Origin of the sequence: Clostridium nigeriense (assembly GCF_050585265.1) — a bacterium.
Classification (GTDB): domain Bacteria; phylum Bacillota; class Clostridia; order Clostridiales; family Clostridiaceae; genus Clostridium; species Clostridium nigeriense_B.
On sequence record NZ_JBNOOE010000007.1, the window covers coordinates 102,181 to 127,208 of the forward strand.

The following is a 25,028-nucleotide window of genomic DNA, read 5'->3' on the forward strand; positions in this document are numbered from 1 at the left end:
AATATCAAATTATACACATATAAAAGAGCTAGTATTAAAAATCCCCCTAACATTATCCATAGTACTATATTTATTATTTTAGCTTTATTCATGATCCTCTTCCTCTATATAATAATCTATAGCATTCTTCAAAAATTTAACTGTTTGAATTGGAGCCTTTCCTATAGATGTTTCTCCAGCTAAAAGAAATCCATCTACTTCATAATTAATGAACTTATATATACTTTCTATTTCTGGTAATGTTGCTAAATACCCATTTTTCATACTGTTTAACAAGTGTGTTGCTATAATAACTTTTTTATTTTTTTCTTTAATTGCTTTTATGGCTTTTTCTTGAAGACTAACTGAATTTAATACTCCTGCTTCAGGAACTAGATCACCCCTTCCTATTATAACAGTATCTACTACTTCTAATATTTCATTAAGATTACTTATGCCAACAGGAGTCTCAACTTTTGCCCAAATATCACAAGATTTATTTCTTTCTTTAATTAAATTTCTTATTATTTCTATATCTTCTCTCTCTTCAACAAAAGACTGACATATTATATCTAAATTATTTTCTAAAGCCCAGATTATATTTTCAATATCATTTTTACTTAAATTACTATTATTATCGTATATCTCTGATATGTTACACCCTTTTCCCCCTCTTATTATTCCACCATTTAAAACTTTAGCTCTTACTACACCATCTTTTTTATTTACAACTTCAAACTTCATAGTATTATCTTTCATAGATATAGAATAAATATTACTTTTATTTATTCTCTCCGTTTCTATACTTATTGGAATATACTTTTTATCTTTTAGTTCCTTTATATTTAATTTGTTATAGTAGTCTTCGCCACAAAAATATACTTCCTGATTATTATAAACCTTGTATATATACTTTAAATTCTTAGATATTCGTATTTTTTTTCCTGATAAATCAACTAATATATGTACATCACTTTTTATATCTCTAGAATATCTTACAACAGTTTCAAATTCCTCTTTATTAAAATGGGAACAGTTCAATCTTAATATATTTACTCCATTTTCAATAAGATCTTTTATAACCCATTTATCCATTGATTTTGGACCTATAGTTGCAATTATGTTCATATTACTCTCCACAATATTATTATCATTTATCTTTACTATGAAATTAATTTTTTTATTACAAAATCTATTAAATATAATCTTATAAAATTATATTTAATAGATTTCTTTTTTCATAATTCAATACTTCTTAATATATTAATTAATTCATCTAAAAATGATCCATCTAATTTTTCTTCATACTGCAATGGTATTTTTACATAAACTACTGGTGCCTTTGTGTTTTTTAATAAATAAAGATGCTGTCCATCGTTACAGACTGTATTTTTAAATCTACTATTTAAAAGATTCTTAATCTTTTCACCATAAATTTTTGAACTAGTACCCTCTTCATAAAATATTTCACAATTAAACCATGAATTTTTAAATTCAATAGCAAAATAAAAATCTATATTAGTTACATTAGCAATTAATACTTTTTTCAAAAGCATTTTTCCAATAATTATATTTTCATGTTCAGTTAGATCAACAATAAAGTTTCCTCTGTCTTTTAACCCTTCAGATATAGCCTTAAAAATCCTTTCATTATTAATATCAATCCCGTATTTCACTATACCTCCAAGATAAACTTATTATTGTTTCATTTTATTCTCTTTTCAATTAAAATGTTCTAAAGTCTTTTCTAAAAGAATAAATTAATATAGAGCGTAATCCTAAAGGAGGTTTCTATGAAAAAGTATATTTTTTTTATTATATCTATTCTAATTACATCTTTATTAATTGGTTGTAATTTTAATGAATCTCAATACATAAGGCCAAATGCTAAACCTACTTCAAATTATTATACTAATGAAATTAAAGAAAAAATAAATGAAAATGAAGATTATACTATTAAAGTATTTGATTTAAATATATATAAGTATTATGAAGTAAGCAAAGATGAACATAGTGTCCTTCCAGAATTTATAGATGATTTAAATAATGAAAACTATGGAGTTGAAATACCTAAAGATATAACTCCTGAATATAAAATTATAATTGAATTTGATAAAGAAAAATATATAATAAATACTTATAATGATAAGTTAATTTCAATTTATCCATGGGATGGTGTCTATCCTGAAGATACTATTTCCATGGAAGGTATTCCAGATTATTATAATCTATATAAGTTCTGCGAATATATAAAGAAAGTTTCTAGAGGTTTTGAAGGCTAACTATTCTAGATCTCGTTATAAACTAAATAGAAACTCAAAATTTTAGTTTTGAGTTTCTATTTGAGCTATATGATTTTCCATTATCAAAATCAAAGATTTTGAATCAATTTATGTAACTCACTACTCACTTTGTTCGTAGGAGTAAGTTCGATTAACAAAATCAAAGATTTTGAATCTCACTTAGCATTCTAAATATTCTTTTTTGGGTTAATGGATGTATTAAATTTGGTGCAATTTCATTTAATGGTAATAGCACAAATTCTCTTTCTTCCATCCTTGGATGTGGTATAGTTACATAGTCATCAGATGTTATGTAATCATCAAATAATATTATATCTAAGTCTATTATTCTTGGACCCCATTTTATTATTCTTTCTCTTTTCATTTCTTTTTCTATATTTAATAATATAGTCATAAGTTCTCTTGGATTTAAAAAAGTCTTTATTTCAATAGCTGCATTTTTAAAGCTATCTTGATTTTCATATCCCCAAGGTTCTGTCTCTATTATACTTGAAACTTTTGTAACTTTTATTTCATTTACTTCTTTAAGCTTTTCTATAGAAGTATTGATATTATCTTCTTTTTCTCCCATATTACTTCCTATAGAAATATATGCTTTATGCCATTTTCTATATATCTCAACAGCTGCTGTGTCTAAGTGTCTTCCTATAGGAGCCCAAGGTTTCTTTAATAAAACCTTAACTCCATTTACTAAATCATAATTATATAAAATATATTCTGCTACCTTTTCTGCTGCTGTTTCAATTAAATCATAGCTTTCCTTTTGAAATTCTTTCTCTATATTATGGCATAGCTCTCCATAATGAATAGATTTACTTAAATCTCCAGTTACCGCCGCTTCTCTCAAATCTACATCTAATTCTAAAGACATAATAAACTTTTGTCCTAAAGATTTTTCTTCTTGAAACACGCCATGATTAGCAAATATTTCTACATCTTTTAAGTACAATTTATCCATGGTTATTCCTCTATTTCCTATTTATTATTTTGTCAGTCATAACACAAGCTCTCTTATTTTCAAAAACATCGTGTACTCTAACTATTTTGCATCCCTTCATTATTCCTATAACAGTAGTTGCAACGGTTCCCTCTACTCTTTCATCTACTGGTAAATCTAAAGCTAAGCCAATCATTGACTTTCTAGATGTTGCTAATAAAACTGGAAATCCTATATCTACAATTTTTTCTAAATTATCCATAACTATTAGATTTTCTTCATAAGTTTTAGCAAAGCCAATACCAGGATCTAAGATAATATTTTCTCTTTTTATTCCTGCATCTAATGCTATATTAATACTCTCTATTAAATCTTCTAATACTTCTTTCATTAAATTATCATAGGGCTTTGGTTCCCTATTATGCATTAATATACATGGGACATTATATTCAGCTGCAACCTTTGCCATATTACTATCTTTTTTTAATCCCCATACATCATTTATTATATCAGCACCAGCTTTAATTGCCTCTTCTGCTGTTTTACTTTTATACGTATCTATTGAAATTAACACATCTAGCTCTTTTTTTATAGCTTTTATTATGGGAATAACCCTCTCTATTTCTTCTTCTTCTGATACATAGCTTGCTCCAGGTCTTGTAGATTCACCACCAATATCTATAATATCAGCACCTTCTTCCACCATTTCCTTTGCCCTTTTTACTGCTGCATCTACTTCATTATAGTTACCACCATCTGAAAAGGAATCTGGAGTTACATTTAATATTCCCATAACATATGTTCTTTCATCTAAGTTTATAATTTTATTACCTATTTTCATTTTTCTCACCCTTTGCTATAATTTTATAATTTTATTTTTCTTTTCCTCCCCCCAATAACAATTTTTATAGGCATTACAGTTAAAGCAATTTCTTGAAAGCTTATCACTTTCATAAATTATCTTAGATAATTTATCTTCACTTTCTTTTCGATGCTCTTTAATAGCCTTAATAATTTGATCCTTCTCTTCTTTATTAAAAGAAGTTTCTTTTAATAATTCATCAGCTATTATTCCACTTCCTTCATTATGATCTATTCCTTTATTATATTGTAGCACTCTTCCAATATCATGTAATAGTGCAATAGAATAAATTACCTCTTTATTATAATTTAATCCTTCTTCTAATACTTTAATATATGCAATTCTAGCAACATCTAAAAAATGTTCTAATGTATGATTACAAAACTCTCTATCCTTTTCTAACTCATTTAGTTCTTCTAATAATGATTTATACTTAGTATGGTGTAGAATTTTATTTACGTTCTCCACATTTTCACCTTCTTTATATAGGTTATTTAATTAAACTCATTACTTCTTTTCTTAATTGTAAATTTTCTTTAAAGCAGCCCCTATAAGTAGTTGTAATTGTTTTTGCTCCTGGTTTTTTAACACCTCTCATAGTCATACACATATGCTCACCTTCAATAACAACCATAACTCCTTCTGCATTTAAATAGTTCATTAATGCATCTGCAACTTCCGTTGTAAGTCTTTCTTGAAGTTGTGGTTTCTTAGCGTAAACTTCAACACATCTAGCAAGCTTTGATAGTCCTGCTACTTTTCCTTTCGGAATATAAGCTATATGTGCTTTCCCATAGAATGGAACAAAATGATGTTCACACATAGAGTAAAAGGTAATATCCTTTTCTAATACTAAATCATTACCTTCAACTGTAAAAGTTTTTGATAATTCTTTTTCTGCTGTTTGTCCTATCCCTGAAAAAATTTCTTCATACATCCTTGCTATTCTATCAGGAGTTTCTAATAAGCCTTCTCTATTAATATCTTCTCCAATCCCTTCAATGATAAGCTTAACTCCCTCTTTGATTTTTTCCTTATCTATCATTAATTCTCCTCCTAAATTTCAATTCTTGCTTCATATTCTTTTCTAAGCATAGTAGTTGTTTTATTTTCTGTCAAAATCTTATTTTCAAATTTACTTATTCCCATTATACCTAATAAACTATTTGTAATAAATATTTCATCAGCCATCATTACATCTTCAATTGTAAGTTCTTTTTCTATTATTTTATATTCTCTAATAAGAAAATTTCTAACTATACCTGGTAGCAATCCACATTTAATACTTGGTGTATAAACTTTTTCACCTTTTACAATAAATATATTAGACATGCTACCTTCAGATAAATATCCATTTTCATTTAAAAACAAAACTTCATTATATCCATTCTTTAAAGCTTCTTCCCTCTCTAAAATATTTTCTAAATAATTTATTGATTTTATATAAGATATCTTGGATTTAGAACTTCTATTTAAATTAGAAATTTTTAAAGCAAATCCCTTTAAATAATCTTCAGCTTTATAAGGTATATCTCTTTTTTCTAAAACTATATTTCTTTCAGTAACTACAATTTTAAGTCCACAATATTTAATATCATATTTATTAATTATCTTTAAAATATCTTCTTGATTTACTTTCTCTCCAATATTTAAAATCTTAATGCCCTCATTTAATCTAGAAATATGTTCATTTAAAAATATAGGTTTATCCTTAATTAAAATAGTTTCGAATACACCTCTTCCAAAGAAATATCCACTATCTAAATTAATTTTATTATCATTAAATATTATATCTCTCATTATAATACCCTCATTAGCGCCTTAGCCTTATCTAAAGTTTCATTATACTCATCCTCTTCTATAGAATCATAAGTAATACCGCCACCTACTCCGAAATAAGCCTTATTATTTTTTTTAACTATAGTTCTTATAGCTATATTAAAATCTGCATTCCCTCTAAAATCAAAATATCCTATGGACCCTGTATATATATTTCTTTTTAATCCCTCTAATTCCTCTATAATCTCCATGGCTCTTATTTTAGGAGTTCCAGTAATAGAGCCACCTGGAAAACATTCCTTAATACATTTTATAGATGAAACATCATCCTTTAATATTCCCTCAACTGTAGAAACTAAATGAAATACTGTTGCATAAGTTTCTAACTTAAATAATTCTGTTACCTTTACAGAATGTGGTTTGCATACTTTACTTAAATCATTTCTTTCTAAATCTACAACCATTAACAATTCAGCTTTGTCTTTCTCACTATTTAAAAGTTCTAAGCTATTTTTTATATCTTCCTCTTTATTTTTCCCTCTAGGTCTTGTTCCCTTAATTGGTCTTGTAATAACTTTTCTATTATTTATTTCAAGGAACCTTTCAGGAGAAGAGCTTATAATTTGAAAGTCTTCAAAGTTCATAAATGCTGAAAAAGGAGCCTTATTTATACTTCTTAGCTTTTTATATATTTCAAATGAATCCTCAATATTTTCTGTATAGAATCTCTGAGTCATATTAGCGATATAAACATCTCCACTTACTATATAGTTTTTTAACTTATTTATAGCTGATTTATAATCTTTCTTATTAAAATTAGATATAAACTCTTTATTAACTTCTTGTACTATCTCTTCCGCTAAATGAATTGCTTCCTTAATTTTATTTTGAATATCATTAATTTCTTCATCTTCACCATTTAAGGAAGTTATGTACTGCTTATTATTTTTCAAATCAAAAATAATAATATTATTATAGAAAATAAATTTCATATCACTAATTTTAAAGTCTTCTTCACTACTATCAGGTATGTTCTCTAATATTCTACAAACATCATAGGAAATATACCCAATTGCTCCAGATAATAATGGTATACTAGTAAAAATATCTTCAGAAACTTTATATTTTCTTATAAGATTATCTAAAACAAGAAATGGATCTCCATCTACTTCTTTTCCATCTATAAAAGCTTTATTTGCTTTAGATTCAAATATCATAAATGGATTTAATCCAATAAAGGAAAACTTTGATAAATTTTCATCTTCCTTCGAAGAATCAAGTAATATAGTATCTTTTTCATTTTTAAAAATATTATATATTTCAAGAGGATTAAAATCTATCTTTACTTCTCTTACTTTAAGCATTTTTATCCTCCTTAAATTCTTTTGTTATATTTATAAAATTTTCTAGTATCTTATGTCCCTCTTCAGTCATTTCAGCCTCAGGATGAAATTGAACTCCAAAAATAGGATACTTTCTATGTCTAACTCCCATAATTATATTGTCATCTGTATAACTAGTAGCCTCTATATCCTTATTAAGATTATCATTTTCAATTATAAGAGAATGATATCTAGTTACTCTTAGTGGATTTTTGACTCCTTTAAATAAGTCCTTACCATTGTGATTAATATAACTTATTTTTCCATGCACAGGCTCTCTTCCTTTAATCACTTTATTATTAAAATAGTATCCTATACATTGATGTCCTAAGCATATTCCAAGAATGGGCTTTTCCCCTTTAAAACTATGCAGAATATCTAAAGATACCCCAGCTTCTTTTGGAGATTTAGGTCCTGGTGAAATAATTATTCCATCAATATTCAATTTTTTAATTTCTTCTATTGAAATCTTATCATTTCTATAAATTAAAACTTCTTCACCTAGTTCTTCAATATATCTAACTAAATTAAATACAAAGGAATCATAATTATCTATCATTAAAAGCATTTATATCCTCCAAGTTTTGTATTAAAAATCATGTTTCTATGTTAAAATATTTTTAATGAATAAATTATATCATAATAATTTGTTAAATTGAAAGGAGATAAGATGTTTAAGTGTGATTTGCATACCCATTCAATTTGCTCAGATGGAAGATTTAAGCCAGAAGAAATAATACAAATGGCAAAAGATAAAAATTTAGATTATATTTCTTTAACTGACCATGATACTCTATCAGGTACAAATGCTGCTATGAAAGAAGCTGAAAAACTTAATGTAAATTTTATTCCTGGTATTGAATTATCTACAGAATATAATGGTGAATCAATTCATGTTTTAGGATTTTTTAATAAAGAAACCTATAATAATCCTAAACTTAACATTATATTAGATGAATTTAAAGAAAAGAGAATTTCAAGAGCATATAAGATAGTTGAAAACTTAAAAAAATTTCATAATATAGAATTAGATATAAATAAGGTTCTATCTAACGGAAAAGATACTATTGCAAGACCTCATATAGCAAAAGCTATTATAGATGCTGGCTATCCCTATAATCATGACTATATATTCAAAAATTTTATAGGAAATGACTGTCCTGCATATGTACCTTCTACTAAATTATCTACTATAGATGGAATTAAGCTATTAAAGGAATTTAATGCTTTAGTTTTCCTAGCTCATCCCGTATTAGTTAAGAAAACTCCTGTAGAAGATTTACTAAAGCTAGGCTTTGATGGACTTGAGGCAATTTATTATAAAAATACTAAATCTGATACTCGTAAATTTTTAGATTTAGCCATAAAAATGAATTTATATATTTCTTGTGGCTCTGACTGTCATGGCATTCCAAGTGATATATCTCATGGTACTGTAGGAGATGTTAATATACCTCAAGAAGATAAAATACTTAATTTGCTAAAATGGTTAGAGGTACAAGGTTAATCCCTTGTACCTCCTATTTTTTATTCTGAACTAATACATATAACTTCTATTTATAATTATTTTTTTAAGCTATCTTTTTTATTTTTTTTATTATCATCTATATACCACTTACATTCAGTAGTTGGGTTACTTATAATTCCCAGTGCAACTAAAATAGTTAAAATAGCATTTGAAATCGCTTGATACTCATCCGGCACTACTTTTATTCCAAAAGAATTTAATATAATTGGTATTAATGCAAAAATAGATACCCATAATCCATAATTTTTAAATCTTGACGAATCTAAATTCATATTAAATCACCCTCTATGCTACATTTTATTCACATATTTAAATTATGTTAACAAAATATATTAATTAATCAAATTATTAAATAATGCTTTTAACTAACCAAATAAGCATAGCTGTTAAATTTAATCAAGTACCTATTTAAATACAATCTAATTCATAGTATTTTCTTTATGTCCACATTCACTACATTTATAATATTTCTTACCATATTGGTTGTTATCATATGCATATTCATACTCTTTCATTACTTCACCACAAATTGGGCAGATTTTTTTCTTTGCATCTTTCATATTATTTCCCCCTCATTACTTAACTTTATAAAAAGTCATTAAATTCATAGCCTTTATTATAAATCACCTTTAATTAATTGTATTATACTTCATATTAATATTAACTCAATTTAATTTGTAATTTTTATATCTACATATTTTAATTATACAATTTTTGGAATATAATATTATTATATTTTATTACAAAGGAGGTAATTTTCATAAAAAATTTATTTAGAAATAAGGTCTTTATAATAATTCTAGTTATTATTCTTATAATTGCAATTGGTATTTTTTCTTTTCTATTTTATAAGGAAATTAAATCTGGAAATTTAGACGCTAAATCAAATATATCTGAAATTCAAAAAATAGATAAAGAAATTACTAATGAAGATTCATCTGAAATCCAAGATAGCGAATATTACCCTATAGAAAAAATCTATGATATTATGCATAGAATGAGTAATACTAAAATAGTTGCTGAAGATAATCAAATTTGGGGAATGATAGAAATGGATCCTGAATATATTACTTCATTAAAAAGCCTAATAGAAAAAGTTGATTATCAAGATAGAGACTATATGTTAGAAGTACTTACTAGATGGGAAAATAATGACTTTTCTAAAGCTGTTAATGAACATAATTACTTTTGGAGAAAATTAGGGGGAACTGTAGGAAAAGCAATATCTTTAAAAGAATGAAAATGAGGCTGTTTCAAGCAGCCTCATTTTACAAAAATTAAAATTATATTATTATTTATAACTGAACACTATTTTTTTATTTTTCTAATAATAATTTCTTAATTTCATCTACTCTATGCCCTTGTCTTTTTAATTCTTTAATCTCATCTATTCTTTTTACAGCTTTTTCTCTTGGAAACCTTCTTGTTAATTTTTCTTCCTCTTGTTCAAAAGGTAACATTCCTTCTTCAGTATAAAATTTAAGAGTACTGTATCTTGAATTAGTAATTCTAACAAGTTCCCCAATTGTAACATATTCAGATTCCAATATTTTTTCCATAGAACGCTGTCTAGACATTAATTTTCAACTCCTTTAAATTGGATATCTTCTAAGACGTACTCCATGTATTGGTACTCTCCCTCTAACAGCTTCTGGTATAGCTTCATATAATACATTGTCTATTTTTATTAAAGGTACATCTCCCAAACGTACAATAGTATAAATATGACCATTTTCTTCTAACCTTTTTTTAACACTATCGAATCTCTCTCTTGAATTCGGAAACCATTCTTCTGTATCAATAAATATTGATTGAGAACGTTCAAGTACTGGAAATATAAAATTAAAACCAGTTCCTATAGGAGTTTTAATTGCATTTTTCTTCATTCTTAAAAAACTTTTTGCTGCTATTTCAATACCATGATAAATATGAATATTATAAAGCTCTTTAGAAAATCTATTATTGATAAATAAATTATACATATTTTTATATACTATTTCTAAATCTACCTTTGAAAATACATCCTGAATACAACCACTTTCTCTTAATAGCCATAACATAATTATACTTTCATCGCTTATTTCACCTTCTTCAAGAACATCTGCCTTCAGTCCCTCAATAATTCTAGAATATTCATTACCATTACTTCTATACTCTTTTAATGATAATCCTGCTGTTTGATAATACATATCACACCCTAGTAAATTAGGTATTTCCTCCATATAATCATAACCTTTTAAAGAATCTGACATAGCAATTTCAAGAGCTTTCAAATGCTTTCTTGAAAGATTTGAAGATTTATATAGCCACCACTTTAAATCCTCTCTTATATATTCCTTTTTATTAAAAAGAGGTTTAAAAATAGTTTCCTGATATAAGGTAATATTAGGATCATCTAAAAATGATTTATTCAATACTAACTTTCCATCTACTTCTTCAAAATATCCATCTAAATATGACTCTAAAACAACAGCAGCCGCAATTGCATGAAGTGATACCTTTTTAATAGTTGTCATATTAACACTATCCTGTGCATTCAAAGCAATCATCGAAAAATTTTGTGATAATTTTAATTCTCTCATAAATAAACACCTCTTTTAATTATATTAAGTAATTTTTTTACATTTACTTACTACTTATTACTTATTGTTTATTACTTAATTATATATCATAAATATTTTTTTGCAAATATTTATTAGCTAGATAAGTTTAATTAGAATGAAAAAATACAAAATACTTTCTTATAACTAAAAAAATAGTAGCTTAAATTAGCTACTATTTTTTATAACTTATACTTCATAAAATAAAATTTAATCAGGTAGTTGATTCTTATATTCTTGATTACTTATTCTTTCAATATCCTCAACATAACCATTGTCATTGTCATTGTAATTATTATCAGTATAATTATAATCGTATTCTGGAGAATTTCTTATTTCATTAAATCTTCCTACAGCTTGGTAACTATCTTCTTCGTCAAAACCCACCTCATCTTTATCACCATGATCAGATTTATGCCCAAAAGGGTTACCAATTACACTTTCTTCTACAACTCTTTGATTAGAATTATAAGTTTGTACATCACTAATTGTATCTTGGCATTCAATGCAATTTACTGCATAAGGTAAAAATTCTAACCTACCTTCATCTATATCTTTGCCACATATTTTACACTCACCATAACTTCCATCCTCTATTGCATTTAATGCATCATTTATCTTATCTAGTAATGATGCTTCATTTGCTTCAAGTGCTCTACCTTTCACAACTTCAAAATTTTCACTTCCCATATCAGCAGGGTGATTATCATAAAAGGATAATTCACTCGCAGTCTCAGAATTAAATTTAGTCATTCCATTATCACTTAGTTGTTTAATGACATCAGCAACTCTCTTTTTTTCTTTATTAAGTTTATTTTTATAATATGCAACTTTTTCCTTATTCATATAAATCATCCTTTCAAAAGTAATACTTGATTATATTCTTCCTTAAAAGATGATTTTTTAGTACATTAAATTTTCTAAATAAATATGCCTAGAAATTTAAAATATAAAATTAAAATTTTTAATATTTCACTTTATTTTCATCTTTTGTCACATATTAATAAAATTATGCTTCCAATTAGATAACATAGAATATCCTTAAAATCAAATGTACTTCCAAGAATAATTGAAAGTATTCTATTGTTATGTAATCCCATTAACTCCAAAATATTAAATAGTTGTATTGCTTCAACAAATGTTGCAAAAGCAAATAAATATATAGCTAAAAGTCTTATATCCTTTTTAATAAAACTTTTTATAAAAGTATACATTAAAATAATTACAAGTATATCTCCAATATATGTTCTAATAATTCTATCATTTATAAAAAGTGCAATTCCAGCCTCAATTAAGAATAAAATAATGAAAGCTAGTAAGTATTTAATATTAATTTTCATATATCCTCCAACAAATATTTATTAATTTTTACAGCATATTATAATAAATATCTTTTCTTAATTATACCAAAAAGTTGTAACAAATAGATTAACTCTTAAAGATTTCCCCTTTCGGAATATAAGCAAAAATCTTAACTTGAATAAAGACTTTAACAATTAAAATAAAGTGGTTAAATAAAAGGCTAATCATTAGCAATATGGCAAGATATTCCCTAATCCATTTATTTAGTGGAATATATAAAATAAATAATATGGACTTTAATGAGTGAATTAATAAAAAAGTTTTCTCATATTGCTGGAATACTAAAGCAGCAAGCGCATATGATATGTTATATGCGTTTACTTATCTATATATTAATACCGATAAAAATGTATATTCTTTTATTCTAATTTTATAAAAAAGATAAAAAAATCAATATTTTAACTTAATAATAATTTATTAGTTTTTGTTAAATATATAGCTATAAAAAATTAAGGGGTGGTATAAATGAAGCTAAAAGATAAATATGGTGAATGGGGAATTATTCTAGGTGCTACAGAAGGTGTTGGAAAAGCTTTCTGTGAAAAAATCGCTTCTGAAGGTATGAATGTTGTTATGGTTGGTAGACGAGAAGAAATGCTAAAAGATTTAGGTGAAGATATTTCATCTAAGTACGGTGTTGAACACTTAGTAATTAAAGCAGATTTTTCTGACTCTAATTCTGCAGATGAAATATTTGAAAAAACTAAAGATTTAGATATGGGATTTATGTCCTATGTAGCTTGCTTCCATACCTTTGGAAAACTTCAAGATACTCCTTGGGAAAAGCATGAACAAATGCTAAATGTCAATATAATAACATTTTTAAAATGTTTCTATCATTATATGGATATTTTTTCTAAGCAAGATCGTGGAGCAATAATAAATGTATCTTCGCTTACTGGAATTAGTTCATCTCCATATAACGCTCAATATGGTGCTGGAAAATCTTATATACTTAAGTTAACTGAAGCCGTAGCTTATGAAGCTTCAAAAACTAATGTTGATGTAGATGTAATAACACTTGGCACAACAATAACTCCTAGTTTACTTAAGAATCTTCCTGGAGGCCCTGCTGGAGAAGCAGTAATGAAATCTGCATTAACCCCAGAGGCTTGTGTTGAAGAAGCTTTTCAAAACTTAGGAAAGAAATTCTCTATTATTGCAGGTGAACATAACAAAGCTAATATTCACAATTGGAAAGCTAATCATACTGAAGATGAATTTATATCCTATATGGGATCTTTCTACGAAAGATAATAAGAAAATAATGAAAAAAGTATAATAGAGCTTATTTTCTATTATACTTTTTAAATTTTACCTGTTTTCCGCCATAACTCCTACTAAGCTATGTGGAACATAAGCTTCTTCTAAATATAAAATTTCCTCATCTGTTAACTCTATATTAACAGCACTAACTGCTCCCTCAATATGATGAAGTTTTGTTGCTCCAACTACCGGTGAAGCTACTTTACTCAATAGCCATGCTAATGATATTTCTGTCATAGATACTCCTTTTCTTTTAGATAATTCTGCTACTCTATCAATAATTATCTCATCTTGTTCCTTTGATGCATCATACTTAGACTTTGCATAATTATCCTGTTGCAGGCGTTCGGACTTTTCTCCTTGATACTTAGAAAGTCTTCCCCCAGCTAATGCACTATAAGGAGTCAGTGAAATATTTTCTTCTTTACAATAAGGAACCATTTCTCTTTCTTCTTCTCTGAAAATAAGATTATAATGTCCTTGTACAGAAATAAACTTTGCAAATCCTTCTTTTTCTGCCAAAGCATTTGCTTTTGCTATCTGCCATGCAAAGCAGTTAGAAATACCAATATAACGAACCTTTCCTGCCTTTACCATTCTATTTAGTCCATCCATAATTTCATAGAGTGGAGTATTATAATCCCACATATGATAGATATATAAATCCACATAGTCCATTCCAAGATTCTCAAGGCTTTGATTCAACATATTTTCAATATGCTCTTGGCCACTTATACCTTTCTCTATTTCCTCTTTTGTACGTGGCAAAAATTTTGTAGCTACAACTATATCTTCTCTTTTTGCATAATCTCTAAGTGCTCTTCCTAAATACTTTTCACTAGTTCCTCCTTGATACGCAATAGCAGTATCAAAAAAATTAACTCCCAGCTCTAATCCTCTTTTAATAATTTTTCTAGACTCCTCTTCATTTAAAGTCCATGTATGTTGACCTTTTCTAGAATCTCCAAAACCCATACAGCCCATACAAATACGAGATACATTTAAATCTGAATTACCAAGCTTTATATATTTCATTAATCTTACCACCTTTCATTTATAAAATTATTATAAAAAATATTAATTAATAATAAAATTTACAAAGCTAAAGTAAAATCAATATCTTGACATTTCTATAAAAATGTCAACCTATCTTATATATGGATTTTTCCCTATTTCTCCATCTTTAAATAGCTTTTCCATCCCTATACTTCTAAGCTGATTAATTAAATCCGCCATTTCTTCACATGAAGCAGGCATATCTGATAATATCCAAGATAACACCATACTACTTGATGCCATTGCATGATATTCAGTTGCAAACCGTAATGAATTTGACATTTCCTTTTTACCATAAAGCTCTTGATGCCATTTTAAATCAAATTCTTTGCAATGTTCGAATATATAATCTTTCAAACAGTTTTGAGTATCTATTAAACAAGCTTGCTTCATAAAATTATGATACTCCTTCATTCTTTTTAGTGAAGCTAGTAATGAATCATGAAAATTCATATTTTCTGATGAATTATTACTATATTCAGGAATTATCTTGCTTAAATAAATATACTGAATTAAATCGTTCTTATCTAAAAAATGATTATAAAAAGTTTGACGACTCACTCCAGTTTTAATTAAAAGCTCTTTAATAGTTATCTTTTCTAAAGATTTTATTTCACATAATTCTAGTAATCCCTCAACAAGAATTTCTTTCACACTTATAGCCATATATAAATCCCTCTTCTTTATTTGTATATACCTTTATAATATCAAATCAAAAGTCTTTCTACTAAATTTAAAATTTAATTATTTTTATTACTATATATTATATATTACATAATTACGTACCTATGTAAAGCAATTCTAAAATCAAATAAGAAATAAAATTTTATATGATTTCATTTAAAAAGCTTATAATTTATAGTACTATTGTATAGTAAAATTAAAGTTCTATTATTTGCTAAGGAGTGATTATAATGAGCGAACATAAACCAAATAAAACATGTCCTATATGTGGAAAAGATAATAATTGTCAAGTTGGACAAAAAGAATGTTGGTGCCATACTGTGAAATTTACAAAAGAAATTTTAGAAATGGTTCCACAAGAAAAAAGAGGAAAATCTTGCATGTGTAAATCCTGCTTTGAAAAACTTTCTCAAAATAAATAAAAAGCTCTCCTAGGTAACTATTGTTACATACTTAAATTAATATTTTATATATAATTACTATTAGGATACTATTAATTTAAAATTTCGGAGGTAAAATTATGAGTTGTGGTTGTGGAACAAATACTAAAGACGGAAAAGCCATTGTTGATAGATTAAGAGAAAAAGGAAAAGCAAATTTAAAACTAACTACTCCTTATACAATAAAATGTTCATGTGGAGAAGAGTGTGTAATGGAGACTTTTGTAACTGTTTGTCCAAATTGTAAAATGACTTACGCAATTACTCCATGTTCTCAAAGTGATATTAATAACATAAAGTCAGCAGGAATTAATTATTAATTAAAAAGTATTAGTGGAAAACCTCATACTTTTTTACTTTTTCCTATTTCGTAGCATTTGATATCATATGACATGCTAAGCTACCTCTTATCATCATATTCCACAATATGATGATATCTCTCTTTGACATAACTCTTTATTAGACATATACTAATAATACAAGTTGGCTAAGCCAATATGTAAACATAATATCGCGGGATGGAGCAGTTGGTAGCTCGTTGGGCTCATAACCCAAAGGTCGTAGGTTCAAGTCCTGCTCCCGCAACCAAAACCTTACTCTTACTGTAAGGTTTTTTTATTGTTTAAAAGCTTCTGAGTTATTTGTTAACTCTCTCAAAATTTTATTTAAATTATGTTAATTAATTGAAAGATAACAGAGCTAATTTACTCATCCTATGTTATACTTTCATTTAGATATTATGAAAGAAGGTACATATTTAATGAATTATAAAACTTTTGAAAATAAATTTGATGTTAAAGAAAACATTGCTTATGCCACTATTTTAAAGAAAGATGGAAGTGAATTAGTTTTCCTAATAGATGCTGATGATGTTGAAAGAATAAAATCTATGGGAACTTGGTTTGCTGAATGGAATAAAGACTTTAATGCTTATACAATTCAAAATATAAGCAAATCAAAAGGAACTAAACCTTTAAAACAAAGTCTTCAAACAGTTATTTTAAATACTAATCAAAAAGCTCCTGTTAAACATATTAATGAAAATATGCTAGATAACAGAAAATCTAATTTAGAAATAGTCCCAAGGGCTCAGAAAAATCATTATGAAAAAGTTGATGATAACACAATTGCTATCATCTTAACTAATAAATACGGCACTCCACATGCTAGAGCATTAATTTCTTCTGAAGATTTACACACTGTTATAACTGATGAGTTTAGCTGGGTTCAATATAAAAAGAATGGAGTTATCATGGTTATTGCAAATACTCCACAAGGTAGAATTCCTTTAGATAAACTTATAATGAATCCTACTGAATCTGAAACTGTACATCACATAAACTTAAACCCCCTGGACTGTAGACGTAGCAACTTAGAAAACAAAGTAATCGAATAAATATCCTAAAGAAAGCCTAGTGATGTAACACTAAGCTTTCCTTATTTATCACATGTCAAATTTTTACAAATATTTCATTTGTTTGAGGTCCGGTTCATTCTATACTATCCTAATTTAATTATAACTTTAAACTATAAAATCAATATTTTATTTAATTCAAATTCAATTGGAAAAGAACTACCGATTAATTTATTATAAAAGTATTTTAGCAAATTCCATATTATCAAATTCATTTTCTTTTATGTACTCTAATGAATCAATTAAATAACTTTTATGATGTTCTATAGTTTTAGAAAAAACTTGGATAAATTCAACTATGCTTTCTTTAGATTCCTGTTTATTGTATATATATTTCCCAACCAAATAAAATCTAATAAATGAATATCTTGTTAAAAGCATAATATATCCATCAAATATTGATTCAGATTCAGAAAATGGAAAAATATTATTATATATGAAATTTACTAAATAATTTTCAAAAATATAGCTATTATTATTAATGAAATTTTCATTATAATCTTCAAATGCTTTTATGTATAATCCTGAATATTCACTTATTTCAACATTTTCATCAAACTTAAATCCAACTATAATTTGCTTTGTATATTCTTTAAAAGAAAAGCTATCCACATTTTTAGATACATTTAAAAACTCTAACATTTTTTTTAAAAAATCAATTTGAATAAGATAATTTAATTGATTTTTTTCATAATGATCATTAACTAAATTTATATCATATTTTTTAATAAATTTAGGTACATTACTATAATTATCTTTAAGCTCGTCCTCTAATGTATTAATAAAATCACCTAATATATAAAGCCTTTTACTTAAATTTAATTTTCTGTTTTGTATTATTTTAATACTAAGATCTCTAATTTCTTTGAAATACTTTATTGGTGACTTATTATATTTTTTAGATTTAGTATCAATATCACTTGATACTATATGTTTTCCTAAGTTTTCTTCACTTTCTTTAAACTTAATTCCCTCTTCCTTTAACAAAAGAATTCTTGCAGCTTCAGGACAGGCTACATCAAGGGACATTTCATAATAACCATCTATTTTATTAATTATTCTAGGAAAAGATGTACAAACATTTGAAAGATATTCTTCTCCAAGCTTAGAATAAATAATGCAATAATTCTCTTCATCCAAAAAAGGACACCTTTTATCAGCTTTTAACTTTACTTTCCCATAATCTACATCATAACTTGTACAAAAATCATTGTTATGAACATTTTTTTGAAACATTCTTTTCATTTCTTTATCTTGAATTTTATAATATTGTTTGAAGGTAGCCTTATCTATATCTATATCCCAACCAACACAACAGCTATCTTTGCAGTTTCCACCTATACACTTAAATTCTTTAAAATATCCTGGGTATCTCATTTTTATATTTTCTCCCATAGTATAACTTTCCTTTTCAAATAAATTACTTAAACTATTCTATTACACATTTATTTTACTACAGAATTTTAAGTTTGTCAGATATGCCTCAATTTCTAGGTATAATATCAATATTATTCCTCCGAAATCAATGTATTGTCCCATTAAAAATATATTCTATATCTTCTAAAGCAAGAAATAATTCTTGTATCTTTATATGAGCAAGTTCTCATGGCCAAATATAAAATTTAACTGTTTAATTTGGTTACGATTCACTATTTATAATCCTAAATCCAATAGTACTAAAGCAAGCTATTATACTATTTTAGTTGTCCAATCCTCACAGTTCCATATTTCCGTTACAACATCTCTATAGAATTCTGGTTCGTGAGATACTAGTAAAATTGAACCTTTATATTCTTTTAATGCTCTCTTTAATTCATCCTTAGCATCTACATCTAAATGGTTTGTAGGCTCGTCAAGGATTAATATATTTGTTTCTGTATTTAATATCTTACATAATCTTACCTTTGCTGCTTCTCCACCTGATAAAACCATTATTTTTGATTCTAATTGTTTAGTTGTTAATCCACATTTAGCAAGGGCTGCTCTTATTTCGTATTGTGTCTTACTTGGGAACTCTTGCCATACTTCTTCTATACATGTATTTGTATTTTTTTCTCTATCTTCTTGTTCAAAGTATCCTATATGTTGATAGTCTCCTAAATAAACTTCTCCGCTTAAAGGTTGAATTTTTCCAAGTAAGCTCTTTAATAATGTACTTTTTCCAAGTCCATTAGCTCCAACTAAAGCTATCTTTTGACCTCTTTCCATATAAAGGTTTAAAGGTTTTGTAAGTGGTGAATCATATCCTATAACTAAGTCTTTAGTTTCAAATATAGTCTTTCCTGAAGTTCTTGCAATTTTAAAGTTAAACTCTGGTTTTGGTTTTTCTTTAGAAAGTTCTATAATCTCCATCTTATCTAACTTCTTTTGTCTTGACTTAGCCATATTAGCAGTTGCAACATTTGCTTTATTTCTTGCAACGAAATCTTCTAATCTAGCTATTTCTTTTTGCTGTTTTTCGTAAGCTGCTTCTAATCTCTTTTTATTTTCATCGTATAATCTCTTAAATTCATAGTAATCACCAACATATCTAGTTAGTTTTCTTTCTTCAACATGATATATTAAATTAACTACTGAATTTAAAAATGGTATATCGTGAGAAATTAATATAAATGCATTTTCATAATTTTGAAGATATCTCTTAAGCCATTCTATATGTTCTTCATCTAAGTAGTTGGTAGGCTCATCTAGAAGTAGTATATCTGGATTCTGTAGTAACAACTTACCTAAAAGTATCTTAGTTCTTTGACCTCCTGATAAATCATCTACATCCCTATCTAACCCTAACTCTAAAAGACCTAGTCCTTTTGCAACTTCCTCTACCTTTGCATCTATTATGTAAAATCCATTATGATCTAAAAGATCTTGGATAACTGCTGTTCTATTTAACATCTTTTCTAATTCTTCTGGTGTACAATCTCCCATTTTTTCATAAAGAGAATTCATCTCTGTTTCTAAATCAAAAAGATATTTAAAAGCATCTCTTAGTGAATCTCTAATGCTTTGTCCTTTTTCTAAAGCTGCATGTTGATCCATATATCCAACTCTAACATTGTTTGACCAAATAACTTTTCCCTCATCTGGCATAAGTTTATTTGTAACTATACTCATAAAAGTTGATTTTCCTTCACCATTGGCACCAATTAATCCAACGTGTTCCCCCTTTAATAATCTAAAGGACACATCTTCAAATATAGCTCTATCACCAAAGCCATGGCTCATATCTTTAACTGTTAATACGCTCATTTACTAGCCTCCCGTAGTTATATCTATTTATTAAAAATTTAATTATTTTTTACAAAAATAAGGTATGATTATTATCATACCTTACCTATTATAAACTATAATCTAAGAAAATAAATAGATTTTTTTTAACAATTTTAGTATTCATATTCTTTTACATTTTCACAAATAGAAATACTTAAAGTTTTATCATCTATAACTTTTTTATAAGAACATAAAAAGTCATTTAATTCTATATCATTTAAATCTATTTTTCCTTTACTAGTTAAAATAATTTTTTCTCCATCTGTTAATATATTTAAATCATTTTTATCATTCTTTATAGAATAACCATTAACTGTAGAAACCTTTATTCCATCTTTATATTTTTCTTGAAAGCTCATATTTTTTCTTATTTTTTCAATGTCTCCTGCACCTGGAATAACATTACTTAATCCTAAAGATTTAATTTGTTCCTCAATTCCAGATGAATCAAATCCATATCTTTCCATAAGCTTAGTTTGCATTTTTAGAAACTTATCTTGGGATATATTATTTTCTTCCATATACTCCATCATTTTTTTAGTGAAATCTGACATATTTAATTTTCCAGAAGACATATCATAATATAAATTATAAATATATGATTCAAATTTATCTATATCTTTGTCATTTACTCTATTTTTTAATTCATTAAAATCTATAATTCTATCCATAATATTAATCAACTCCTATATGTTTAATAGATGTTATTAATATTATACTATTAATCCTCACTTTATTCTATTGACTTAATTTAATATTAATATTTTTTAATAAAATTTTAATTAATTTGCTGCCTTTACTGAATCCCAAACACTTTCATATAACTTAAGCTTTTCTTGAGGTAAGTATTTATAAACTTCACATTTTTCCATAATATTTTGTGGCATATATGCTCCTTCATTATTTCTTACTTCCTCTGGCTGCTCTTCCATAGCTAATTTATTTGGAGTTGTATATCCTATTTCTTCTGCAATTTTGTAAGCATTATCTTTACTGCTTACAAAGTTTATAAACTCTTCTGCAGTTTCCTTATCATTTGCATTAGTTGGAATAGCCCAAGAGTCTAACCAATAATTAGCCCCTTCTTTTGGAATTACATATTCTAAATTTTCATTTTCATCTGATAAAGTTAAACCCTCTCCAGACCATATCATAGCAATAGCTACTTCACCTGAAGTCATTAAATCCTTAACTTCATCAGCACCATATTTTAATACTAATGGCTTTTGTTCAATTAATTCATTCTTAGCTTCTTCTAATTCTTTTTCATCAGTTGTATTTAAAGAATAACCCAATTTTTTTAATGCCATTCCTATAGCATCTCTTTGAGCATCTAATACAAAGATTTGCTTCTTGTATTTTTCATTCCACATTATATCCCAGCTATCTACAGGATCAGATACTAAGTCTTTATTATATATAATACCAATAGTACCATTCATATAAGGAACAGTATAATCATTATTTGGATCATATGGTTGCCCCATATCACTTTCATTCATTTCTTCTAAATTAGGGATTTTATCCTTATCTATCTTTTGAAGTAGTCCTTCTTGAATCATTCTATCAGCCATATAATCAGATACTAAAACTGCATCCCAATTAGTTTTTCCTGAAGAAACTTCTATATACATAGTTTCCATATCATCAAAAGTTTTATAATTCACTTTTACATTATACTTGTCTTCAAATTCTTCTATTATTCCATCTGATATGTTTTCCCCATAGTTTAGTACATTTATAGTTTTTTTATTACTTTTTTGACAACCTGCGAATAATCCAAAAGTTAAAACTAAACTACAAATTAGTGCGGAAATCTTAATAGATTTTTTCATTAATAATCTTCCTTTCAAATATAATAATTATTTTCTAATAATTATTATAAAGTGTATTCTATTTATTGCAAGTAAAATATATCCATATAATTTATATATTTTAGTATTTTCTTTTTTATACATTTTTATATTTATATTTCTATTGAAATAAGAACATTTGTTCGGTATAATGATCTTAATTAATTTAAGTAGGTGATTTTATGAATATAAAAGAAAAACTAACTATTCTTTCAGCAGCTGCTAAATATGATGTATCTTGTTCTTCTTCCGGTTCTAAAAGGAAAAATACTAATAATGGTTTGGGGGATGCTTCTAATAGTGGTATCTGCCATAGTTTTGCAGCAGATGGAAGATGTATTTCTCTATTAAAAATTTTATTAACTAATTACTGTATTTATAACTGCAAATATTGTGTAAATGCTTCCTCTAAGGATATTCCTAGAGCTGCTTTCACTCCTGAAGAAGTTGTAAATTTAACTATTAATTTTTACAAAAGAAACTATATTGAAGGACTTTTCTTAAGCTCTGCTATTTTTAAAAATCCTAATTATACAATGGAGCTTTTACTTTCAGTTGTTAAAAAGCTAAGATTAGAAGAAAATTTTAATGGATATATTCACTTAAAAGCTATTCCTGGAGCAGATGAGTATTTAATTAAAGAATCTGGAAAATTTGTTGATAGAATGAGTGTAAATATCGAGCTTCCATCCTCTTCTAGTTTAAAACTTCTCGCACCTCAAAAAACTAAAGAAAATATATTAGCTCCTATGGGAATTATTAAAAATTCAATTTTAGAAAATAAAGACTTAAAAAGGAATATAAAATCTACTCCTTTATTTGTTCCTGGGGGACAAAGTACCCAACTTATTGTAGGTGCTACCAAAGAAAGTGACTATAAGATTTTGAATCTATCAGAAAATCTATATAATAAATTTAATTTAAAAAGAGTTTATTACTCAGCTTATGTTCCTGTTGTTAAAGATGAAAAAGCTCTGCCAGATATAACTCATCCACCTTTAGTTAGAGAACATAGATTATATCAGGCAGATTGGTTATTAAGGTTTTATGGATTCAAAGCTAATGAATTATTAAAAAATGAAAGCGAAAACTTTGATTTAAATTTTGATCCTAAAACTTCTTGGGCTCTAAATAATATAAATAGTTTTCCTATGGAAGTAAATAAAGTTTCCTATAATGAACTTCTTAGGATTCCTGGAGTAGGAGTTCGTTCTGCACAAAGAATTTTAATGGCTCGAAAAGTTCACTCCCTTTCATTTGAAGATTTAAAAAAGATAGGAGTAGTTTTAAAAAGAGCTAAATATTTTATTACTTGCAAAGGAAAATACTATGGAGATGTGTCCTTTAATGATGAAAAAATTAGAACTAGGCTTTTGTATATGGATAAACCTAAATTAGATAATGAAAACTCTAAACAATTATCCTTTTTTGATGATATCTATACTAGTTCTAAAAGTAAAATTCTTATTCCAGAATCTAAAAAGATTATACTTCCAAATGATAAATTTACTTCTATTACTGGAGAATTATAAGGTGGTGAATTTATGTTAAAATTAATTTATGAAGACTCCTTTGAAGGTTTTTTAAGTGCAATTTATAATGCTTTTTACTCTAAAGAAGAAGTAACTTCTATTGAAATTAATGATGATTTTGATGTTGATATGTTAACTATAATTGAATATGTAGAAACAGATATAGAAAAATATAAAAAAGTTAAAGATTCTATAGTTTTAAAAATTGATCCTCTTGCCCTAAATAAAATATATAAACTTTATTTATCAAATTATAAAAATAAAGGATTACTATGCTATAAATATTTAAAACTAGCCTTTAAATTAGGAACAAATATACACAAGCACTTATATATAAATGAAGTTAGAGAACTAGACTTAATAGAAAGACGTGTTTCCCTAGAAGCCCATAGATTTATTGGGTTTGTTCGTTTTTCACTAATAAATAATAAAATTTTATATTCTCAAATAGAACCTGATAATAATATTCTTGAATTAATATCTCCTCATTTTAAAAGTAGATTTATTAATGAATATTGGATTATTCATGATGTTAAAAGAAATATTGCTTCTATCTACAATAAGATTTCTTGGGAGGTAATAGAAATGAATAATGATTTATATAATTATTTTAAAAATTATAATGATGAATTTGAGAACCTTTGGAGAAATTATTTTAAATCTACCTCAATAAAAGAAAGAAATAATTTAAAACTTCAAAAAAGATCAATGCCTAAAAGATATTGGAATAACCTAACAGAACTAAAAAATCACTAAGATTTAATGGTTTTAAATTTTAGTGATT

General features: G+C 26.4%; 30 protein-coding genes and 1 tRNA gene. 10 read left to right on the forward strand and 21 right to left on the reverse strand.

The window, feature by feature from the left end; all coding sequences use genetic code 11:
* Nucleotides 1-84 precede the first annotated feature (84 nt).
* Nucleotides 85-1,107: a pyruvate kinase gene (locus ACQPVP_RS08300; RefSeq protein WP_430848966.1), complete on the reverse strand. Its 1,023-nt coding sequence runs from the start codon at nt 1,105-1,107 to the stop codon at nt 85-87.
* A 110-nt stretch (nt 1,108-1,217) separates the two neighbouring features.
* Nucleotides 1,218-1,655 (reverse strand): hypothetical protein, encoded by a 438-nt coding sequence (locus ACQPVP_RS08305; RefSeq protein ID WP_430848968.1) that lies wholly within the window; start codon nt 1,653-1,655, stop codon nt 1,218-1,220.
* A gap of 117 nt (nt 1,656-1,772) precedes the next feature.
* On the opposite strand from ACQPVP_RS08305, the gene ACQPVP_RS08310 reads away from it, so the two are divergent.
* The gene (locus tag ACQPVP_RS08310; RefSeq protein ID WP_430848970.1) at nt 1,773-2,261 is read left to right on the forward strand and encodes a DUF4883 family protein; all 489 of its coding nucleotides are present in this window, start codon (nt 1,773-1,775) and stop codon (nt 2,259-2,261) included.
* Nucleotides 2,262-2,421: 160 nt separating this feature from the next.
* Here ACQPVP_RS08310 and folK read toward each other — a convergent pair whose 3' ends face one another.
* From folK to ACQPVP_RS08345, 7 genes are read right to left on the reverse strand one after another with little or no spacing between them, the layout of a single operon-like run.
* Nucleotides 2,422-3,240: a 2-amino-4-hydroxy-6-hydroxymethyldihydropteridine diphosphokinase gene (gene folK / locus ACQPVP_RS08315; protein ID WP_430848972.1), complete on the reverse strand. Its 819-nt coding sequence runs from the start codon at nt 3,238-3,240 to the stop codon at nt 2,422-2,424.
* A gap of 10 nt (nt 3,241-3,250) precedes the next feature.
* Nucleotides 3,251-4,060 carry a dihydropteroate synthase gene (gene folP, locus ACQPVP_RS08320; protein WP_430848974.1) on the reverse strand — a complete coding sequence of 270 codons (810 nt, stop codon included), beginning with the start codon at nt 4,058-4,060 and terminating at the stop codon, nt 3,251-3,253.
* A 15-nt stretch (nt 4,061-4,075) separates the two neighbouring features.
* Entirely contained in the window at nt 4,076-4,549 is a 474-nt protein-coding gene (locus ACQPVP_RS08325) for an HD domain-containing protein (RefSeq protein ID WP_430848976.1), read from the reverse strand.
* A 22-nt stretch (nt 4,550-4,571) separates the two neighbouring features.
* The gene (gene folE / locus ACQPVP_RS08330; protein WP_430848978.1) at nt 4,572-5,126 is read right to left on the reverse strand and encodes a GTP cyclohydrolase I FolE; all 555 of its coding nucleotides are present in this window, start codon (nt 5,124-5,126) and stop codon (nt 4,572-4,574) included.
* An 11-nt stretch (nt 5,127-5,137) separates the two neighbouring features.
* On the reverse strand, nt 5,138-5,881 hold the full coding sequence (locus ACQPVP_RS08335) for an aminotransferase class IV (protein ID WP_430848980.1): 744 nt from the start codon (nt 5,879-5,881) through the stop codon (nt 5,138-5,140).
* Nucleotides 5,881-7,224 (reverse strand): aminodeoxychorismate synthase component I, encoded by a 1,344-nt coding sequence (pabB, locus tag ACQPVP_RS08340; RefSeq protein ID WP_430848982.1) that lies wholly within the window; start codon nt 7,222-7,224, stop codon nt 5,881-5,883. The genes ACQPVP_RS08335 and pabB overlap by 1 nt, the downstream gene beginning before the upstream one ends.
* Nucleotides 7,217-7,810 carry an anthranilate synthase component II gene (locus ACQPVP_RS08345; RefSeq protein WP_430848984.1) on the reverse strand — a complete coding sequence of 198 codons (594 nt, stop codon included), beginning with the start codon at nt 7,808-7,810 and terminating at the stop codon, nt 7,217-7,219. Before ACQPVP_RS08345 ends, pabB begins: the two co-directional genes overlap by 8 nt.
* 102 nt (nt 7,811-7,912) lie before the next feature.
* Here ACQPVP_RS08345 and ACQPVP_RS08350 point away from each other — a divergent pair, with 102 nt between their 5' ends.
* Nucleotides 7,913-8,749 carry a PHP domain-containing protein gene (locus ACQPVP_RS08350; RefSeq protein ID WP_430848986.1) on the forward strand — a complete coding sequence of 279 codons (837 nt, stop codon included), beginning with the start codon at nt 7,913-7,915 and terminating at the stop codon, nt 8,747-8,749.
* A 56-nt stretch (nt 8,750-8,805) separates the two neighbouring features.
* Here ACQPVP_RS08350 and ACQPVP_RS08355 read toward each other — a convergent pair whose 3' ends face one another.
* Both ACQPVP_RS08355 and ACQPVP_RS08360 read right to left on the reverse strand, forming a co-directional pair.
* Nucleotides 8,806-9,042 carry a phage holin gene (locus ACQPVP_RS08355; protein ID WP_430848988.1) on the reverse strand — a complete coding sequence of 79 codons (237 nt, stop codon included), beginning with the start codon at nt 9,040-9,042 and terminating at the stop codon, nt 8,806-8,808.
* Between the two features lie 147 nt (nt 9,043-9,189).
* The gene (locus ACQPVP_RS08360; protein WP_430848990.1) at nt 9,190-9,330 is read right to left on the reverse strand and encodes a hypothetical protein; all 141 of its coding nucleotides are present in this window, start codon (nt 9,328-9,330) and stop codon (nt 9,190-9,192) included.
* A gap of 437 nt (nt 9,331-9,767) precedes the next feature.
* Between ACQPVP_RS08360 and ACQPVP_RS08365 the strand changes: the two genes are divergently transcribed.
* On the forward strand, nt 9,768-10,010 hold the full coding sequence (locus ACQPVP_RS08365; RefSeq protein WP_430848992.1) for a DUF6241 domain-containing protein: 243 nt from the start codon (nt 9,768-9,770) through the stop codon (nt 10,008-10,010).
* A 76-nt stretch (nt 10,011-10,086) separates the two neighbouring features.
* On the opposite strand, the gene ACQPVP_RS08370 is transcribed toward ACQPVP_RS08365, so the two are convergent.
* The 4 genes from ACQPVP_RS08370 to ACQPVP_RS08385 form a co-directional block, all read right to left on the reverse strand.
* On the reverse strand, nt 10,087-10,347 hold the full coding sequence (locus ACQPVP_RS08370) for a helix-turn-helix domain-containing protein (protein WP_430848994.1): 261 nt from the start codon (nt 10,345-10,347) through the stop codon (nt 10,087-10,089).
* A 15-nt stretch (nt 10,348-10,362) separates the two neighbouring features.
* Nucleotides 10,363-11,352 carry a hypothetical protein gene (locus ACQPVP_RS08375; protein ID WP_430848996.1) on the reverse strand — a complete coding sequence of 330 codons (990 nt, stop codon included), beginning with the start codon at nt 11,350-11,352 and terminating at the stop codon, nt 10,363-10,365.
* A 228-nt stretch (nt 11,353-11,580) separates the two neighbouring features.
* The gene (locus ACQPVP_RS08380; RefSeq protein WP_430848998.1) at nt 11,581-12,216 is read right to left on the reverse strand and encodes a TraR/DksA C4-type zinc finger protein; all 636 of its coding nucleotides are present in this window, start codon (nt 12,214-12,216) and stop codon (nt 11,581-11,583) included.
* 137 nt (nt 12,217-12,353) lie between these two features.
* Nucleotides 12,354-12,710: a DUF2809 domain-containing protein gene (locus ACQPVP_RS08385; protein ID WP_430849000.1), complete on the reverse strand. Its 357-nt coding sequence runs from the start codon at nt 12,708-12,710 to the stop codon at nt 12,354-12,356.
* Between the two features lie 487 nt (nt 12,711-13,197).
* On the opposite strand from ACQPVP_RS08385, the gene ACQPVP_RS08390 reads away from it, so the two are divergent.
* Complete coding sequence (locus ACQPVP_RS08390) at nt 13,198-13,989, forward strand: 7beta-hydroxysteroid dehydrogenase (RefSeq protein ID WP_430849002.1); 792 nt, start codon at nt 13,198-13,200, stop codon at nt 13,987-13,989.
* A 57-nt stretch (nt 13,990-14,046) separates the two neighbouring features.
* On the opposite strand, the gene ACQPVP_RS08395 is transcribed toward ACQPVP_RS08390, so the two are convergent.
* Entirely contained in the window at nt 14,047-15,033 is a 987-nt protein-coding gene (locus ACQPVP_RS08395; RefSeq protein ID WP_430849004.1) for an aldo/keto reductase, read from the reverse strand.
* A gap of 111 nt (nt 15,034-15,144) precedes the next feature.
* The gene (locus ACQPVP_RS08400) at nt 15,145-15,720 is read right to left on the reverse strand and encodes a TetR/AcrR family transcriptional regulator C-terminal domain-containing protein (protein ID WP_430849006.1); all 576 of its coding nucleotides are present in this window, start codon (nt 15,718-15,720) and stop codon (nt 15,145-15,147) included.
* Between the two features lie 248 nt (nt 15,721-15,968).
* Here ACQPVP_RS08400 and ACQPVP_RS08405 point away from each other — a divergent pair, with 248 nt between their 5' ends.
* The 4 genes from ACQPVP_RS08405 to ACQPVP_RS08420 all read left to right on the forward strand — a co-directional run bounded on the left by ACQPVP_RS08405 (nt 15,969) and on the right by ACQPVP_RS08420 (nt 17,574).
* Nucleotides 15,969-16,160, forward strand: a complete 192-nt coding sequence (locus ACQPVP_RS08405; RefSeq protein WP_430849008.1) for a cysteine-rich CWC family protein — start codon at nt 15,969-15,971, stop codon at nt 16,158-16,160.
* A 98-nt stretch (nt 16,161-16,258) separates the two neighbouring features.
* A complete protein-coding gene (locus tag ACQPVP_RS08410; RefSeq protein WP_430849010.1) occupies nt 16,259-16,498 on the forward strand; it encodes a hypothetical protein in 240 nt (79 codons plus the stop codon).
* 192 nt (nt 16,499-16,690) lie between these two features.
* A tRNA-Met gene (locus tag ACQPVP_RS08415) sits at nt 16,691-16,766 on the forward strand.
* A 172-nt stretch (nt 16,767-16,938) separates the two neighbouring features.
* Entirely contained in the window at nt 16,939-17,574 is a 636-nt protein-coding gene (locus tag ACQPVP_RS08420; protein WP_430849012.1) for a hypothetical protein, read from the forward strand.
* A gap of 192 nt (nt 17,575-17,766) precedes the next feature.
* On the opposite strand, the gene fliB is transcribed toward ACQPVP_RS08420, so the two are convergent.
* From fliB to ACQPVP_RS08440, 4 genes are all read right to left on the reverse strand, one after another.
* Nucleotides 17,767-18,987, reverse strand: coding sequence for a flagellin lysine-N-methylase (gene fliB, locus ACQPVP_RS08425; protein ID WP_430849013.1), 1,221 nt, complete (start codon nt 18,985-18,987; stop codon nt 17,767-17,769).
* Nucleotides 18,988-19,281: 294 nt separating this feature from the next.
* Nucleotides 19,282-20,838, reverse strand: a complete 1,557-nt coding sequence (locus tag ACQPVP_RS08430) for an ABC-F family ATP-binding cassette domain-containing protein (RefSeq protein ID WP_430849015.1) — start codon at nt 20,836-20,838, stop codon at nt 19,282-19,284.
* Nucleotides 20,839-20,972: 134 nt separating this feature from the next.
* Nucleotides 20,973-21,533, reverse strand: a complete 561-nt coding sequence (locus ACQPVP_RS08435; protein WP_430849128.1) for a DUF3867 domain-containing protein — start codon at nt 21,531-21,533, stop codon at nt 20,973-20,975.
* Between the two features lie 108 nt (nt 21,534-21,641).
* On the reverse strand, nt 21,642-22,694 hold the full coding sequence (locus tag ACQPVP_RS08440; protein ID WP_430849017.1) for an ABC transporter substrate-binding protein: 1,053 nt from the start codon (nt 22,692-22,694) through the stop codon (nt 21,642-21,644).
* 200 nt (nt 22,695-22,894) lie between these two features.
* Between ACQPVP_RS08440 and ACQPVP_RS08445 the strand changes: the two genes are divergently transcribed.
* Nucleotides 22,895-24,244 carry a putative DNA modification/repair radical SAM protein gene (locus tag ACQPVP_RS08445; RefSeq protein WP_430849019.1) on the forward strand — a complete coding sequence of 450 codons (1,350 nt, stop codon included), beginning with the start codon at nt 22,895-22,897 and terminating at the stop codon, nt 24,242-24,244.
* Nucleotides 24,245-24,256: 12 nt separating this feature from the next.
* The gene (locus ACQPVP_RS08450) at nt 24,257-25,000 is read left to right on the forward strand and encodes a TIGR03915 family putative DNA repair protein (protein ID WP_430849021.1); all 744 of its coding nucleotides are present in this window, start codon (nt 24,257-24,259) and stop codon (nt 24,998-25,000) included.
* Nucleotides 25,001-25,028: the final 28 nt, after the last annotated feature.